Origin of the sequence: Achromobacter sp. GD03932 (genome assembly GCF_029839485.1) — a bacterium.
Lineage (GTDB): Bacteria > Pseudomonadota > Gammaproteobacteria > Burkholderiales > Burkholderiaceae_B > Achromobacter > Achromobacter bronchisepticus_A.
Genome location: NZ_JAOCAT010000011.1, coordinates 170458 through 185764 on the forward strand (window position 1 = coordinate 170458; position 15307 = coordinate 185764).

General features: G+C 67.2%; 13 protein-coding genes. 6 read left to right on the forward strand and 7 right to left on the reverse strand.

What is annotated here, in order from left to right; all coding sequences use genetic code 11:
• Positions 1–16 precede the first annotated feature (16 nt).
• The gene (locus N5C88_RS13050; protein ID WP_118932386.1) at positions 17–1717 is read right to left on the reverse strand and encodes an acyl-CoA dehydrogenase family protein; all 1701 of its coding nucleotides are present in this window, start codon (positions 1715–1717) and stop codon (positions 17–19) included.
• Between the two features lie 125 nt (positions 1718–1842).
• Here N5C88_RS13050 and N5C88_RS13055 point away from each other — a divergent pair, with 125 nt between their 5' ends.
• On the forward strand, positions 1843–2745 hold the full coding sequence (locus N5C88_RS13055) for a LysR family transcriptional regulator (RefSeq protein ID WP_059371566.1): 903 nt from the start codon (positions 1843–1845) through the stop codon (positions 2743–2745).
• A 253-nt stretch (positions 2746–2998) separates the two neighbouring features.
• Entirely contained in the window at positions 2999–4666 is a 1668-nt protein-coding gene (locus N5C88_RS13060) for a SulP family inorganic anion transporter (protein WP_280015445.1), read from the forward strand.
• Positions 4667–4699: 33 nt separating this feature from the next.
• Here N5C88_RS13060 and purU read toward each other — a convergent pair whose 3' ends face one another.
• From purU to N5C88_RS13090, 6 genes are all read right to left on the reverse strand, one after another.
• The gene (gene purU / locus N5C88_RS13065) at positions 4700–5554 is read right to left on the reverse strand and encodes a formyltetrahydrofolate deformylase (RefSeq protein ID WP_059371568.1); all 855 of its coding nucleotides are present in this window, start codon (positions 5552–5554) and stop codon (positions 4700–4702) included.
• A 79-nt stretch (positions 5555–5633) separates the two neighbouring features.
• Positions 5634–6743: an NAD(P)/FAD-dependent oxidoreductase gene (locus N5C88_RS13070; RefSeq protein WP_280015446.1), complete on the reverse strand. Its 1110-nt coding sequence runs from the start codon at positions 6741–6743 to the stop codon at positions 5634–5636.
• A complete protein-coding gene (locus N5C88_RS13075; RefSeq protein ID WP_059371570.1) occupies positions 6740–7264 on the reverse strand; it encodes a flavin reductase family protein in 525 nt (174 codons plus the stop codon). The genes N5C88_RS13070 and N5C88_RS13075 overlap by 4 nt, the downstream gene beginning before the upstream one ends.
• A 38-nt stretch (positions 7265–7302) precedes the next feature.
• Positions 7303–7932 carry a pyridoxamine 5'-phosphate oxidase gene (gene pdxH, locus N5C88_RS13080; protein ID WP_059371571.1) on the reverse strand — a complete coding sequence of 210 codons (630 nt, stop codon included), beginning with the start codon at positions 7930–7932 and terminating at the stop codon, positions 7303–7305.
• Positions 7933–8037: 105 nt separating this feature from the next.
• Positions 8038–8694: a gamma-glutamylcyclotransferase gene (locus N5C88_RS13085; RefSeq protein WP_118932413.1), complete on the reverse strand. Its 657-nt coding sequence runs from the start codon at positions 8692–8694 to the stop codon at positions 8038–8040.
• A gap of 8 nt (positions 8695–8702) precedes the next feature.
• Positions 8703–9830 carry an MFS transporter gene (locus N5C88_RS13090; protein ID WP_059371573.1) on the reverse strand — a complete coding sequence of 376 codons (1128 nt, stop codon included), beginning with the start codon at positions 9828–9830 and terminating at the stop codon, positions 8703–8705.
• A 490-nt stretch (positions 9831–10320) separates the two neighbouring features.
• Between N5C88_RS13090 and N5C88_RS13095 the strand changes: the two genes are divergently transcribed.
• From N5C88_RS13095 to N5C88_RS13110, 4 genes are all read left to right on the forward strand, one after another.
• Positions 10321–11505 carry an efflux RND transporter periplasmic adaptor subunit gene (locus tag N5C88_RS13095; RefSeq protein WP_280015447.1) on the forward strand — a complete coding sequence of 395 codons (1185 nt, stop codon included), beginning with the start codon at positions 10321–10323 and terminating at the stop codon, positions 11503–11505.
• Position 11506: 1 nt separating this feature from the next.
• Complete coding sequence (locus tag N5C88_RS13100) at positions 11507–13465, forward strand: MacB family efflux pump subunit (protein ID WP_251877789.1); 1959 nt, start codon at positions 11507–11509, stop codon at positions 13463–13465.
• Between the two features lie 5 nt (positions 13466–13470).
• Positions 13471–14892 (forward strand): efflux transporter outer membrane subunit, encoded by a 1422-nt coding sequence (locus tag N5C88_RS13105; RefSeq protein WP_280015448.1) that lies wholly within the window; start codon positions 13471–13473, stop codon positions 14890–14892.
• 211 nt (positions 14893–15103) lie between these two features.
• Positions 15104–15307, forward strand: a 204-nt coding sequence (locus tag N5C88_RS13110) for a hypothetical protein (protein WP_280015449.1), incomplete at its 3' end; no start/stop codon positions are given.

A 15307-nucleotide genomic window follows, 5' to 3' on the forward strand; every position in this document is an offset into this window, starting at 1 on the left:
CCGCCGGCGTCGGTGCTTACAGCGCGTACTGCAGGATGGCCCGGCACGCCGCGCTTTCGTCGGCCGGGATGGCATAAGGATCGCGCGGACCCAGGCGGTGCTGCAGCACCTGGTCGGCCAGCAGCGCGCGGCTTTCCAGGCCGGGTTCGGTGGCTTCCCAGCGCAGGGCGGCCATCGACACCGCGTGGTAGAGCAGCGAAGCCGCCTGGCGTGCCAATTCAGGGCGGTCGGCCTGCGCGGCGTGTTCGGCCAGCGCATAGGTCTGCTCCAGCGCGCGCGCCTGCATGTCGGCCAGTTCGGGCGGGCAGGGGCGGCCTGCGGCCAGCAGGCCGTCGATATGGCTGCGCAGCGCCGGCAGCGAATTTTCGCGGGTGATGGCGCGCAGCACGTCCAGCGCCACGATGTTGCTGGTGCCTTCCCAGATGGAGCCCAGATGGGCGTCGCGCACCAGCCGCGGTTCGGTCCATTCCTCGATGTAGCCGCAGCCGCCGCGCACTTCCATGGCGTCGCCGGTCACCTTGCGGGCATCGCGGCAGGCGCGGAACTTGATCAACGGCGTGAGGATGCGCGCCAGCGCCGGATCGGCCGCGCCCCGGTCCGCGTCGGCCAGCGCGCGCGCCGTCTGGAACATCACGCTGCGGGCCTGTTCGGCCCAGACCGTCATTTTGACCAACTGGCGCTGCATCAGCGGCATGTCGATCAGGCGCTTGCCGAAGGCGCGCCGGTGCTGCGAGACATAGACCGCTTCGGTCACGGCGCGGCGCATCAGGCCGGCGGCGCGCATGCCATTGGACAGGCGCGAGTTGTTGATCATGTCGGCCATGTGCTTGAAGCCGCGGCCGCGCTCGCCCACCAGCCAGGCCACCGCGCCTTCCAGGCGGATCTCGCCGCTGGCCATCGAGCGCGTGCCCAGCTTGTCCTTCAGGCGCAGGATGCGGTAGTGGTTGTGGGTGCCGTCGGCCAGGTCGCGCGGCAGCAGGAACAGCGATACGCCCTTCAGGCCGGGCTGGGCTTCGCTGCGCGCCAGCACCATGGCGTAGCCCGCGTCCGGATTGGAGCAGAACCATTTGTCGCCGTGGATGAGCCAGGTGCCGTCGTCCTGTGCGGTGGCGGTCACTTCGGTGGCGCTGACATCGGACCCGGCGCCCTGTTCGGTCATGAACATGGCGCCCTGGCGCAGCGCATCGAAATCCTGCGAGGTCACTTCGGGCAGGACCCGCTCTACCAGTTCCGGGGAGCCGAACTTGCGCAGGGTGCGCGCCAGCGAGTCGGTCATGCTGACCGGGCAGCACAGGCCGAACTCCGCCTGCACGAACAGGTGGCTGAGCGCGTACTTGGCGGCCGCGGGCATGGGTTCGGGCCAGCCCAGCACGCCGCCGCGGTGCGACAGCGCAGCCAAGCCGAATTCGCTGTAGGCCAGGCGTTCCAGTTCGACGTAGGCCGGATGCTTGTCGATGCGCGATTCGTCGGCGCCGGCGCGGCTGCGCACGGACAGCGTGGGCGGATGCTTGTCGGCGGTGGCGGCCAGTTCGTCCATGACGCCGCCGGCTAGCGCGCCCAGCCGTTCAAGGTGGGGCAGCAGATGGGCGTGCAGCGCGGGCGGCAGGTAACGCCGGCTGAGCGCCTCGGCGTAAGGGTCCGCGCTGAACAGGTTCTGCCCGCGCGAATCCGGAACGGGCGTGGCGGCGGTGGGCGCGGTCTTGACGGGGGTATCCATGGCGGCATCCTGCTAAAGACGGGAACGATGCCTGTGATGGTGCTTGCATGGATTAATCTATACAAATACTGTTTGTGTGTAGAACAATCCAAAAAAAGTATGGATTGCAGTCCCAGGGGAGACAAATGGACCTGGATCCGCGCCTGTTGCGCTATTTCATCGCCGTGGCCGAAGAACGCCACTTCAGCCGCGCGGCCACGCGGCTGCACATTTCCCAGCCGCCGCTCAGCTACGCCATCCGCCAACTGGAGGACAACGTCGGCGCGCGCCTGCTGACCCGCACCAGCCGCCATGTCGAACTGACCGACGCCGGCCAGGTGCTGTACCGGGAAGCCCTGACGCTGCTGCGCCAGGCGGAAGAGGTGCGCACGCTGGTGCAGCGCGTGGACGCGGGCCTGCGCGGACGGCTGCGCATCGGCTTCGTGGGTTCCATGCTGTACCGCGGCCTGCCGGCGCTGCTCAACGCCATGCGCGCCGGGCTGCCGGACGTGGAACACGTGCTGACCGAATTGAATTCCCATGACCAGATCGAGGCCGTGCGCCGCGGCGAGCAGGACCTGGGCTTCATCCACGCCAATCCGGTGCCGCCAGGCGTGCTGGCGCGCGACTTGATGGCCGAGCCTTTCGTGGTGTGCCTGCCGCAGGCGCATCCGTTGGCCAGCCGGGAATCCCTGCGGCTGGCGGAATTGGCCGCGGACGATTTCGTGTTCTTCGCCCGGGCCGCTTCGCCCAGTTATTACGAGACGGTGCTGTCCATGTGCGTGTCGGCCGGCTTCATGCCCGTGATCCGGCACGAGGTCCGGCACTGGCTGAGCGTGGCGTCGCTGGTGTCGCAGGGGCTGGGCGTGTCCATCGTGCCGGCCTGCCTGTCGCGCAGCGGGCTGGCGGGGACGCGCTTCATCGCCTTCGAGCACGCGGCCCGCTCGGTCAGCCAGATGATCTGGCCCGAGGCCGGACGTACGCCGCTGCAGGAAAAAGCGGTGGAAATGGCGGGGAGGCATGGCTGGGAGTCCCCGGAAACCCCGTGAAATCCGCCGCCGGCTAGGCAGAGCCCGCCCGAAGGCTTATCGTTAGCGGTATCCCCGCGCCGCCAGTCGGGCGGCCAGGGAGGGAACCGTTTGCATACGAACGCGAATTCCGGGTATCAGCCATGTCCTACCGTCCAGTCCTGCCGCTCACGCGCCGCAGGCGTTTCATCACCAGGCTGCGCCATTGCGGCCCTCCGGCGAAGTACTGAACCCCACTGCAGGGTTTTTCGGTTCCGCTTCTCCGGAGTCTTTCGTGGAAATTCCTTTTTCGTTTCATCCGCGTCTTTTCGACGCGTTGCGCGATTACGACCGTGTCCGCTTCGCCCAGGACCTGGGCGCGGGCCTCACCGTGGCCGTGGTCGCGCTGCCCCTGGCCATGGCCTTCGCCATCGGGTCGGGCCTCAAGCCCGAGGCCGGGCTGTTCACTTCCATCATCGCGGGCTTCCTGATCGCCCTGCTGGGTGGCAGCCGGGTGCAGATCGGCGGACCGGCGGGCGCCTTCATCGTCATCGTTTACGACATCGTGCAGCAGTACGGCGTGGCCAATCTGATCATCGCCACGGCGCTGTCCGGCGTGCTGCTGTTCGTGATGGGGCTGCTCAGGCTGGGCACGCTGGTGCGTTTCATCCCCGTGGCGGTGATCATCGGCTTCACCAACGGCATCGCGGTGCTGATCGCGCTGTCGCAGGTCAAGGATTTCCTGGGCCTGGCGATCCCCAAGATGCCGGGTGACTTCTTCGGCATCCTGGGCGCGCTGGGCAGCCATCTGTCCTCGCTGAATCCCTGGGCGGCCGGCATCGCGCTGCTGTCGCTGGCGGTGATCGTCGGCTGGCAGCGCTGGCTGCCTAAATGGGGCGGCCAGCGGGCGGCCAGGCTGGCCCGCGTGCCGGGCTCGATCATCGCGCTGGTGCTGGCGACCGCGGCGGTGGCAGTGTTCGGCCTGCCCGTGGAAACCATCGGCAGCCGCTTCGGCGGCATTCCGGCCGCGCTGCCGGATTTCACGTTGCCTGCGTTCAGTTGGGAGTCGGCCCGCTTCCTGCTCATGCCCACCATCACGCTTGCGGCGCTGGGCGCCATCGAGTCGCTGCTGTGCGCGCGGGTGGCCGACGGCATGATAGGCGACCGGCACGACCCCAACCAGGAGCTGATGGCCCAGGGCGTCGCCAACTTCGTCACGCCGTTCTTCGGTGGCATGCCGGCCACGGGCACGATTGCGCGCACCGTGACCAATGTGAAAAGCGGCGCCACCAGCCCCGTCGCGGGCATGGTGCACGCGCTGGTGCTCCTCGTGGTGATGCTGGCGGCGGCGCCCCTGGCGGCCTCGATACCGCTGGCCACCCTGGCGGCCATCCTGATGTTCGTGGCCTGGAACATGGGCGAATGGCGCGAGTTCGCGCGGCTCAAGAGCTACCGGCTGCCGTACCGGATCACGCTGGTGTCGGTGTTCGTGCTGACGGTGGTCTTCGACCTGACGGTCGCGGTCGAATTCGGCATTTTCGCAGCCTGCCTGACCTTCATTTACCGCATCTCCAGCCTGTCGCGCGCCGAGCGCATCACGGCCGCCGAGCAGCCCTTGCTGGCTGGCATGGATGGAAAGATCGAGGTCTGGCGCCTGTACGGCACCGTCTTCTTCGGCGCGACCAAGCTGGTGGAATCGCTGGAAGACCGCCTGCCGGCCCGGGCGCTGGTGCTGGACCTGAAGAACGTGATCTACGTGGATTCGACCGGCGCCGAAGCGCTCGAAGCACTGAGCAAGGCGTGCGAGACGCGTGGCGTGGCGCTGATCGTCTCGGGCCTGATGGGGCAGCCGCAGGACATCGTGCGCCGCGTCGGCCTGTACAAGCGGCTGCAAGGTCATCTGCAGCCCGACGTGGCGAGCGCCACGGTTGCCGCCCTGGCGCTGGAGGCCGAGGGCGGTTAGACGGTTGGTGGGGGCCTGGGAGCCCCCATCTCCCTAGCGGAAGACGACGGTCTTGTTGCGGTTGAGCAGGATGCGGTGCTCGACGTGGCTGCGCACGGCGCGCGACAGCACCAGGGATTCGATGTCGCTGCCGACCTGGGTCAGGTCCTGGGCGGTCATCGTGTGGTCCACGCGTTCGATGTCCTGGTCGATGATGGGGCCTTCGTCCAGGTCCGAGGTCACGTAGTGGGCGGTGGCGCCGATGATCTTGACGCCGCGCGCATGCGCCTGGTGGTAGGGACGGGCGCCCTTGAAGCTGGGCAGGAAGCTGTGGTGGATGTTGATGGCGCGGCCGTTGAGCGCGCGGCACATGTCTTCCGACAGGATCTGCATGTAGCGGGCCAGCACCACCAGGTCGATGCCTTCCTGATCGACCAGGGCCAGCACCTGCTTTTCCTGTTCCGCCTTGGTGTCGGCGGTGACCGGCAGGTAGTGGAACGGGATGCCGTAGGAAGCGGCCAGGCTGGCGTAGTCGTTGTGATTCGAGACGATGGCGGCTACTTCGGCATGCAGATGGCCGCTATGCACGCGGAACAGCAGGTCGTTCAGGCAGTGCCCCTGCTTGCTGACCATGATCAGCAGGCGTTCCTTGCGGCGGGCGTCATGCAGCTTCAGCTCCATGCCGTACTCGGCGGACATGCCGTCCAGCCGCGCCCGCAAATCATCCACGGACACGCCCGCCGGCACGTCGAAGTGCACGCGCAGGAAGAAGCGGCCGGTCTCTTCGTCGCCGAACTGCTGCGAATCCAGGATGTTGCAGCCCAATTCGAACAACAGGCCGCTGACGCGGTACACGATGCCCGTGCGGTCGGGGCAGGACAGGGTCAGGATGTAGTCGTTGTGCTGCATGGTTCAGGGACAGGAGAAAAAGGAGAAAAGGTGACAGTATTTATTGATGGCGCCACGCGCGGCATGCACGGCGCGGAGATCATCCGTTCAGACGGGCCAGGGCCTCTTCGGCCAGGGCCAGGCTGGAGGTCAGCCCCGGGGATTCTATGCCGAACAGGTTCACCAGGCCGGGCACGCCATGCGCGGCCGGGCCGGCGATGACGAAATCGGCCGCGGGCTCGTGCGGGCCGGAGATCTTGGGGCGGATGCCGGTGTAGCCGGGCGCCAGCGCGTCATCGGGCAGGGCCGGCCAATAACTGCGCACGGCCTCGTAGAAGACTTCGGCGCGGGCCGGGTCCAGCGTGTAGTCCTCGGTTTCGACCCATTCGGTGTCGGGGCCGAACTTGGCCTGGCCGCCCAGATCCAGCGTCAGGTGCACGCCCAGGCCGGCATGCTGCGGCACCGGGTAGATCAGGCGCGAGAACGGCGCGCGGCCAGACAGCGTGAAATAGCTGCCCTTGCACAGGTAATCCTGGGGGATGCTGGACGCGGGCAGACCCTCGATGCGGCGCGCCAGCGCCGGCGCGTGCAGGCCGGCGGAATTGATCAGCACGTTGCAGCTCAGGGTCATGGCGTCGTCGCCGCCGAATTGCAGCTCGAAGCCGCCCTCGGGACGGACGCGGGCCGACTCCAGCGGCGTGTGGAAGACGCACTGGGCGCCCGCGTTTTCGGCGTCGCCCTGGAACGAGAGCATCAACGCATGGCTGTCGACGATGCCGGTGGACGGCGAGGACAGCGCCGCGGCGCAGCGCAGCGCGGGCTCCAGGCGCATGGCGTCCTCGCCGGAGATGAATTGCAGATCGTCGACGCCGTTGGCGCGGGCGCGCTGGGCGATGCCTTCGAGTTGCGCGGCCTGCTCGGTGTCGGTGGCGACGATGAGCTTGCCCAGGCGTTTATAGGGCACGCCGCGCTCGGCGCAATAGGAATAAAGCAGGTGCTTGCCGCGCACGCAGAGGCGCGCCTTGAGGCTGCCTGCCGGGTAGTAGATGCCGGCGTGTATGACTTCGGAGTTGCGCGAGCTGGTGCCGGTGCCGATGGCCTCGGTGGCTTCCGCCACCAACACCTCGCGTCCGGACTGGGCCAGCGCGCGCGCGATCGCCAGGCCCACCACGCCCGCGCCGATGACGACGCAATCCACATCCACGCTCATGGCGTTTTCCTTTCCGAACGGGCGCCTGCCGGGGTCAGGTCGAAACCGCCGGCATGGAAGACCAGTGGCGGCTCGCCGCTATGGCCGCAGCGCTCCACTTCGCCCACCATGATGACGTGGTCGCCCTCGACGTAGCGGCTGCGGTTGTGGCATTCGAACCAGGCGGCGCAATGGCCGTCCAGCATGGGCGTGCCGCCCGGCGCGTGGTGCACCGTCAGCCCGGCGTAGCGGTCCGGCGTCTTGCCGGTGGCGAAGCGGCGCGCCAGCGCGATCTGCTCCGCGCCCAGTACGTTGACGACGTAGCGCTCGCACTGCTCGAAGGCCGCCAGCGACGACGAACTGCGCGACAGGCTCCACAGCACCAGCGGCGGGTTCAGCGACACGGAATTGAAGGAGCTGACCGTCAGGCCGATGGGCGCGCCATCGGGGTCGGCGGTCGTCACGACCGTCACGCCCGTGGCGTAACGGCCCAGCGCGGTGCGGAAAAAGGCGGCGTCAAAATCAGGGGAGGAGGCGGTCATGCAATCGTTAATTGGGGGCGGGCGCGAGGCGCCCGGCATCAAGGCGACAGGCGTTCGATCTTCCAGGCCTGGCCGTCGGCGACATAGCGCAGGCGGTCATGCAGGCGCGAAGGCCGGCCTTGCCAGAATTCGAAGGCGGTGGGCTTCAGGCGGTAGCCGCCCCAGTGCGGCGGGCGCGGCGGCTGTTCGCCGAAGCGCTCGCGGAATTCCTGTTCGCGGGCTTCCAGCTCTTCACGGGTGATGGGCTGGCTCTGGCGCGAGGCCCAGGCGCCGATGCGCGAACCGGCGGGCCGGCTGTGGTAGTAGGCGTCCGACTCGTCGCCGGCCACTTTTTCGACCACGCCTTCGATGCGGACCTGGCGCTCCAGCGGCTGCCAGAAGAACAGCAGGCTGGCGCGCGGCTCGGCCTGCAGGTCCAGGCCCTTGCGGGATTCGTAATTGGTGAAGAACGTGAACCCGCGCTCATCGAAGCCCTTGATCAGGACGATGCGCGCGCTGGGCTGGCCGCTGGCGTCCACCGTGGCCAGGGTCATGGCGTTGGGTTCGGGGACCTTGGCGGCCAGGGCCTCGTCGAACCAGCGGGTGAACTGCTCGAACGGGGAGGCGGCAGCCTGGCCTTCGAGCAGCACGTTCTTGTCGTAGCTTTGACGCAGATCAGAGACGGACATGGGGCTAGTAGTTCAGCGTTGATAACAAGGAGTTTATACCGCCTGGAAGGCGGTACCCTTATTGACCCCGCTCAGGGCGCAGGCAAGATTTCCCGAGGCCGGGCCTCAGGCGCCTTCCGGCAGCGTGTGCGCGTCCAGCTCCAGCCGGCGCGCGATGGCGTCCAGGCGGGCGTCATGGATGCCGGCGGCGCGCAGCGCCTGGGCGGTCTGCACCACATATTCGGTGCAGGGGCCATAGCGGCCGGCGGCGCGGCGCACGATGGCCAGCAGCTCGGGCTCGGGCAGGGCGCGGATGTAGGCCGGATTGTCCCGGTTCATGATGAAGACCAGCGCCCGCACGGTGCCGGTATCGGTGGCGCAGTTGATCCAGCGGGGCAGATAGGCGCCGGTGGACATCTCGCGCTCCCAGAGCGCGGGGAAATAGGTCGGCACCTGGTCGCCCGCCAGGCGGTAGACCACCCCGCGGCAGGAGCCTCCCCGGTCCAGGCCGAATACCAAACCCGGGCATTCCGGGGTGCCGCGGTTGACCCGCGACCACAGGCATAGCGCCCGGTGGTGGCCGCGCAGGGTCGCCAGCCGACGCTCGACGAAATCGAAGTCGGGCCGCCAGATCAGGGAACCGTAGCCGTAGACCCACACGTCTTCGCCCGATTGCCAGTGGCGCAGGGCCTCGTCCAGCGATTCCTGCCGCTCTTGCGCAGTCCAAAGACGAAAGGGCAGGCTGGCGCCGGAATTGCCGGCGGCGGGAGGAGAGGACAGCATGTTCACGGCTACGCTTTGCGTTCAGATTCGATCGGGGGATTGCGGTTGGCCCAGCCTCCGGCCATCAGGGCCACGGAGTACGCCCAGAAGAGGGGGGCAACGCCAATTACCGCACCGAGCGCGCCGAAGGTCAACGGCAGGGACACCTGCGAGCCGTTGATCAGGGCCATCCGCAGGCCCACGGCCTCGGCGGCGCGGCCTGGCGGAGAATGCTGGTGCAGCAGCGAGAGCATGCTCGGCTGGCAGCAGCCCAAGGCCAGACCGAGGATGAAAGACAACACGATCAGGACGTTAACGTCGGTGAACAGCGGGTAAAGCATGAAATCGATGGCTGCTGTCGCCATCGCTACCCGCACCAGCGTCCAGGACCGCACGCGGCGCTGGATGAAGGGCAATATCAGGCGGATAACGAAAGTAGCCGCTGCGAAGGACGCAAGAATGATGCCGATCGTGGTCGCTGACAGGCCGATGGCGACGCCGAAAATGGGCACGACGAACAAATGGGTGTCCCACGCGCCGGACAAAATCGTGTTGACCATCAATATGCGGCGCAATGCCGGCACTTCCAGCAATTCGGTAACGCGCCGCTTTTCGGCCTCTTTTTTGCCTGACAGCTGCGAATCCACTGCCTTCAATTGGTGACGCAACACATAAAGCCCGCCCGCCGAAATCAGCGGACCCAAGGTCAGTAGGCCGAAGGCCAGGCGCGTGCCCAGATGGTCGATGGCCAGCCCGGCGATCAGCGGGCCCGAGAATCCGGACCCCGCCAGCGCCAGCGACATGAAGGAAAAATTGCGCAGCCGCTGCGCCGGTTCGGCGTGGCCCAGCAGATCCTGCGTGGCGACCTGATGCAACATGAAGCCGATACCGATGCAACAGGAGGCAATCAGCAGGGCGAACTGGGTCTGGGAGATGAAGGGCAGCGCGGTGCCGGAGGCGACCAGGGCCGTGCCGATGACCAGCGGCCGCACGATGCCGACCCGGTCGACCCAGCGGCCGGCGCGCACCGAGAACAGCATGGGCAGTACCGCGAACACCGCAACCAGCGTGCCCACCTTGAAGGTCGACAGCCCCATCTGCAGCGCGGTGAGTGAGACGGTGATCCGTCCCCCTGTGAGCGCCACGTGGTTCATCATGGCCAGGAGGCACAAAAGCACCGCCCCGGAAAACTCTGGGGAACTGGGTGACGAAGAGGGGGATCTATGAGAAGTGGACACGGATACGGCTTAACTGCGTTCATTCTGGCCATATCGTCGCCCTATGTCGAGGCGTGGCTGTTTTGCAGCGCCGCAAACGCATATTGGCGCCAATCGCATGATGGCGGCTATCTAGGGGCGAACTCGCATGCTTATGGCGCAAGATGGCGGCACGTTCGCCGCATCTACGGGCAAGGGCTTTCGCGAGTGACGGACAAAGCGTTGTATCGTTCATGCAACGGAACAATCACGCGGACCTTGACGTTCCGGCCCGCTTTACTGTTTTTCACCGTTTTGCCACAGATCGTCGATGGTTCCGGCGGACGACACGTTTAGGATGAGCAAGCATCGTGGGCAAGGTCGCTTGCCTGGTCCGCAATTCGCAATACCGGCGCCGGCCCGATAGCCGGCGCTACATCCGGCAGGTTCAATGAAAAAGTCCCGCAGCAAGTTCAAGCGCTACTCCCTGATCGCCGTTTTGCTCCTGTTAGCCGTGTTCGGCGTGCGCGCCGCGTTCTTCTCCGCGACGCCGCCGCCCACTTTCGCGGTGGCCGAGGTCACGCGCGCCGATCTTGAAGACAGCGTGCTGGCCAGCGGCACCATCGACGCCATCGAACGCGTCAGCGTCGGCGCCCAGGCCACCGGCCAGCTGAAGTCCCTGAAGGTGGCGCTGGGCGACCGCGTCAAAAAGGGCCAGCTGGTGGCCGAGATCGACGACATGACCCAGCAGAACGAGCTGCGCAACGCCGAGGCCGCCCAGCAGACCCGCCGCGCCGAGCGGGCCGCCAAGGTCGCCACGCTGAAGCAGGCCGAGCTGGCCTTCCGCCGCCAGCGGCAGATGCTGGCGGCCGACGCCAGTTCGCGCGAGGCCTACGAGAGCGCCGAGGCGACGCTGGGCGTGACCCGCGCCGAGATCGCCTCGCTGGACGCGCAGATCGCGCAGGCCGAGATCCAGGTCGACACCGCCCGCGTCAACCTGGGCTACACCCGCATCGTCTCGCCCATCGACGGCATGGTGGTCGCGGTGGTGACCAAGGAAGGCCAGACCGTCAACTCCATCCAGAGCGCGCCCACCATCATCAAAGTGGCTCAGGTCGACACCATGACCATCAAGGCGCAGATCTCGGAAGCCGACGTCACCCGCGTGAAGCCGGGCTTGCCGGTGTACTTCACCATCCTGGGCGAGCCCGACGAGCGCTACCGCGCCCAGCTGCGCGCGGTGGAACCGGCGCCGGATTCGGTGCAGAAGGACGACGCGACGTCTTCCCTGACCGGATCGGCCAGCGGCAGCTCCACCACCGCCGCCGTCTACTACAACGGCCTGTTCGACGTGCCCAACCCGGACGAGAAGCTGCGCATCTCCATGACCGCCCAGGTCTTCATCGTGCTGGGCGAGGCCAAGGACACGGTGGTGGTGCCGGCCTCGGCGCTGGGCAAGCGCGGCCAGGACGGCCGCTACGCCGTGCGCGTGGTCCTGAAGGACAACAAGACCGAAACGCGCCAGGTCAGGATAGGCATGAACAACAACGTCCAGGCGCAGGTGCTGGAAGGGCTGGAGGTGGGCGAGCGCGTCGTGTCGGCGGATGCCGCGCCGGCCGCCGCGCCGGGAGCCTGACATGAGCGGGCCTCTGATCTCGCTTAAGGGCGTGCGCCGCGAGTTTCCCGCGGGCGAGCAGACCATCGCGGTCCTGAAGGACATCAACCTGGCCATCGAGTCCGGCGAGATGGTGGCGATCGTGGGCGCGTCCGGGTCGGGCAAGTCCACGCTCATGAACATCCTGGGCTGCCTGGACCGTCCCACCCGCGGCGAGTACCGGGTTGACGGCCGCAGCACGGGCGAGCTGGACCCGGACGAACTGGCCGAACTGCGCCGCGAGCACTTCGGCTTCATCTTCCAGCGTTACCACCTGCTGTCGGACCTGACCGCGCAGGGCAACGTCGAGGTGCCGGCCGTCTACGCCGGCAAGCGGCGCGAGGCGCGCCTGGCGCGTGCCGACGAACTGCTGCGGCGGCTGGGCCTGGGCGACAGGACCGGGCACCGGCCCGGGCAGCTGTCCGGCGGCCAGCAGCAGCGCGTCAGCATCGCGCGCGCGCTGATGAATGGCGGTGACATCATCCTGGCCGACGAGCCGACCGGCGCGCTGGACACGCACACCGGCCAGGAGGTGCTGCGCATCCTGGAAGAACTGAACGCGGCTGGCCATACCATCATCATCGTCACGCACGACATGAACGTGGCGCGCCACGCCCAGCGCATCATCGAGATCAGCGACGGCGAGATCGTCGCCGACAAGCGCAATCCCGACGCGCCGCGGACCGAGCGCATCAAGGAAGACGCGCCGGCGCTGGCCGCGCGGCCCGTCTGGCAGGCTTACCTGGACCGTTGCCGCGAGGCGCTGCGCATGGCGCTATTGGCCATGAACGCGCACCGGCTGCGCACCTCGCTGACGATGCTGGGCATCATCATCGGCATCGCGGCCGTGGTGTCGGTGGTGGCGCTGGGCGAAGGCTCGCGCCGCAAAATCCTGGACGACATCAGCGAAATCGGCACCAACACGGTGGAGATCTTTCCGGGCAAGGACTTCGGCGACGAGAAGGCCGTGAATATCCGCACCCTGGTGCCGGCCGACGCCGACGCCCTGGCGCGCGAGTCCTACGTGGACAGCGTCACGCCGGAAGTCTCGACCAGCAACACGCTGCGCTATCGCAACGTGTCGGTGACCGGCGTGATCCAGGGCGTGGGCGAGCAATATTTCCGCGTGCGCGCCATCAAGCTGGCCCAGGGCAAGTTCTTCGACGAAACCAGCGTGTTGCGGCGCGCGCAGGAAGTGGTGATCGATGACGCCACCCGGCGCAAGCTGTTCGGTTCGCATACCGAGCCCATCGGGCAAGTCGTATTTCTGGGATCGATGCCGGCGCGCGTGATCGGGGTGACGCAAAAGAAGGAAACCGTCTTCGGCAGCAACGACTCGTTGAACGTCTGGGTTCCCTACACCACGGCGCTGTCGCGCGTGCTGGGCCAGCAGCATCTGAAGAGCATCACGGTGCGCGTCAATGACGCCTCGCCGCCCGCCGCGGCGGAACAGGCCATCGTCCGCGTGCTGACGCGGCGCCACGTGACCAAGGATTTCTTCGTGTTCAACACGGACGCGATCCGCAAGACCATCGAACGCACCACCGCGACCATGACGCTGCTGGTGTCCATGATTGCGCTCATCTCGCTGATGGTGGGCGGCATCGGGGTCATGAACATCATGCTGGTTTCCGTGACCGAGCGTACCCGCGAGATCGGCGTGCGCATGGCGGTGGGGGCGCGGCGCAGCGACATCATGCAGCAGTTCCTGATTGAAGCGGTGCTGGTGTGCCTGATAGGCGGCGCCATCGGCATCGTGCTGTCGCTGGGGCTGGGCGTGCTGGTTTCCAAGGCGACGCGCGGGTCGTTCCAGATGATCTATTCCACGACATCGATGGTGGCGGCGTTCAGCTGCTCGACCTTGATCGGTGTGCTTTTTGGCTATTTGCCGGCGCGCAATGCGGCGCGTCTGGATCCCGTCGAGGCCCTGGCCCGGGAATGAGGAAGATGAAAGCGGTTTCCCTGATCTGCAAACCCGCCGCCCTGACGCTGCTGCTGGCCCTGGCCGGCTGCGGCAGCCTGCTGCATACGGACTACGAACGGCCGCTGACGTCCACCCCCGCGGCCTGGACCCATGCGCCTGCCGGCGACTTCCAGGCCGGGCCGCTGGCCGATGGCGGCGAGTGGTGGCGCAATTTCAACGACCCAACGCTCAACGGCCTGGTCGACGCCGCGCTCGCGCGCAACAACGACCTGGCCGCCGCCGCGATCCGCGTGCGCCGGGCGCAGTACCAGGCTGGAATCACCGAGGACAAGCTGCTGCCGCAACTGGGCGGCAATGCCGATGTGACGCGCAACCGCAACCTGTACGGCGATCGCGCCATTACCCGGACCAACGCCGTGCAGTTGACCGTCAGCTACGAAGCGGATCTGTGGGGCAAGCTGTCCAGCCAGCGCGACGCGGCGCAATGGGACGCTCTGGCGACCGAGCAGGACCGGCAGAGCGCCGCGCAGTCCCTGGTGGGCACTACCGCCACGCTGTACTGGCAGACCGCCTTCATCAACCAGCGCATCGCCAGTAGCGCCGAGAGCATCGCCTACGCGCGCAAGACGCAGGATCTGGTGCGGGCGCAGTACGCGGCGGGCGGCGCGTCGGCGCTGGAAATGGCCGAGGCCGAACAGACCGTGGCCAGCCAGGAAGCCGCTCATACGCTGCTGGTGCAGCAGCGCGTGGAGTACGCCAACGCGCTGACCATCCTGTTCGACGGCCCGCCGGACCGCATGATGGCCGACCCGGCGCGGTTGCCGGGCTATCCCTTGCCGCAAGCGCGCGCCGGCGTGCCGGCCGACCTGCTGGGCCGCCGTCCCGACCTGCGCGCCGCCGAACTGCGCCTGCGCCAGTCCCTATCCACCGTCGACGCGACCCGCGCCAGCTTCTATCCGCCATTGACGCTGACCGGCGCCTTGGGAAGCTCGAGCCCCTCGCTGTCCGACGTTCTGAAGAACCCGGTAGGCTCGCTGGGGGCGGCGCTGACGCTGCCGTTCCTGCAATGGAACCAGATGCAGCTCAACATCAAGATCTCCAAGGCCGACTACGAAGAGCGCGTGGTGAATTTCCGGCAGGCGCTGTACCAGGCGATGGCGGACGTGGAGAACGCGTTGTCCAATCGCACGCAACTGCGCTTGCAGGCGGAACAGCTGGATGCATCTCTGCGCGCGGCGCGCGAGGCCGAGCGGCTGTACGAAGTGCGCTACCGGGCGGGGGCCGTGCCGCTGAAGGATTGGCTGGATGCGCAGGAGAAGCGGCGGGTGGCTGAGGTTTCGCGGGATGAGAATATGTTGAATCGGCTGGTGAATCAGGTGACGGTTTATCAGGCGCTCGGTGGGGATGATGCTGAGTCTGCTGGCGGTGCGGCGGCGGGTTCTTAAGGCGCCTGGCGCGTCGGGGGCCTGCGATGCGCCAGGCTCCGCTTTGGAAACTTGACGTCAGCTGGGGTGACCGGACTTCGTAGGGTTCTCGCGGACGGTGGGGGTGGGCGAAGGTCTTACGATGCTCGCCCCAATAGGCCGCCCGGGCGGCCTATTGGGGCTTACGCGGTGTCTTGCGATTTGTGATGGCGCTGCGCGCTGATGATCGTCCGTGCTCGAGCAGGAAGCGTTGTTGGTCGACGAGCTGCATATGAGCGTGGGCCTGCGTCAGCGCGCAGCGTCTCTCGCACGACTAACGATATCCATATGCCAAAGAAGGCCGCCCGCGCGGCCGTCTTTGGCGTCCCTGCAAGATCTTTCTCTCTTCCTCGTCGGGGAGAAGAACGTCAAGCACACCACCCGTCCCAGCGGCCGG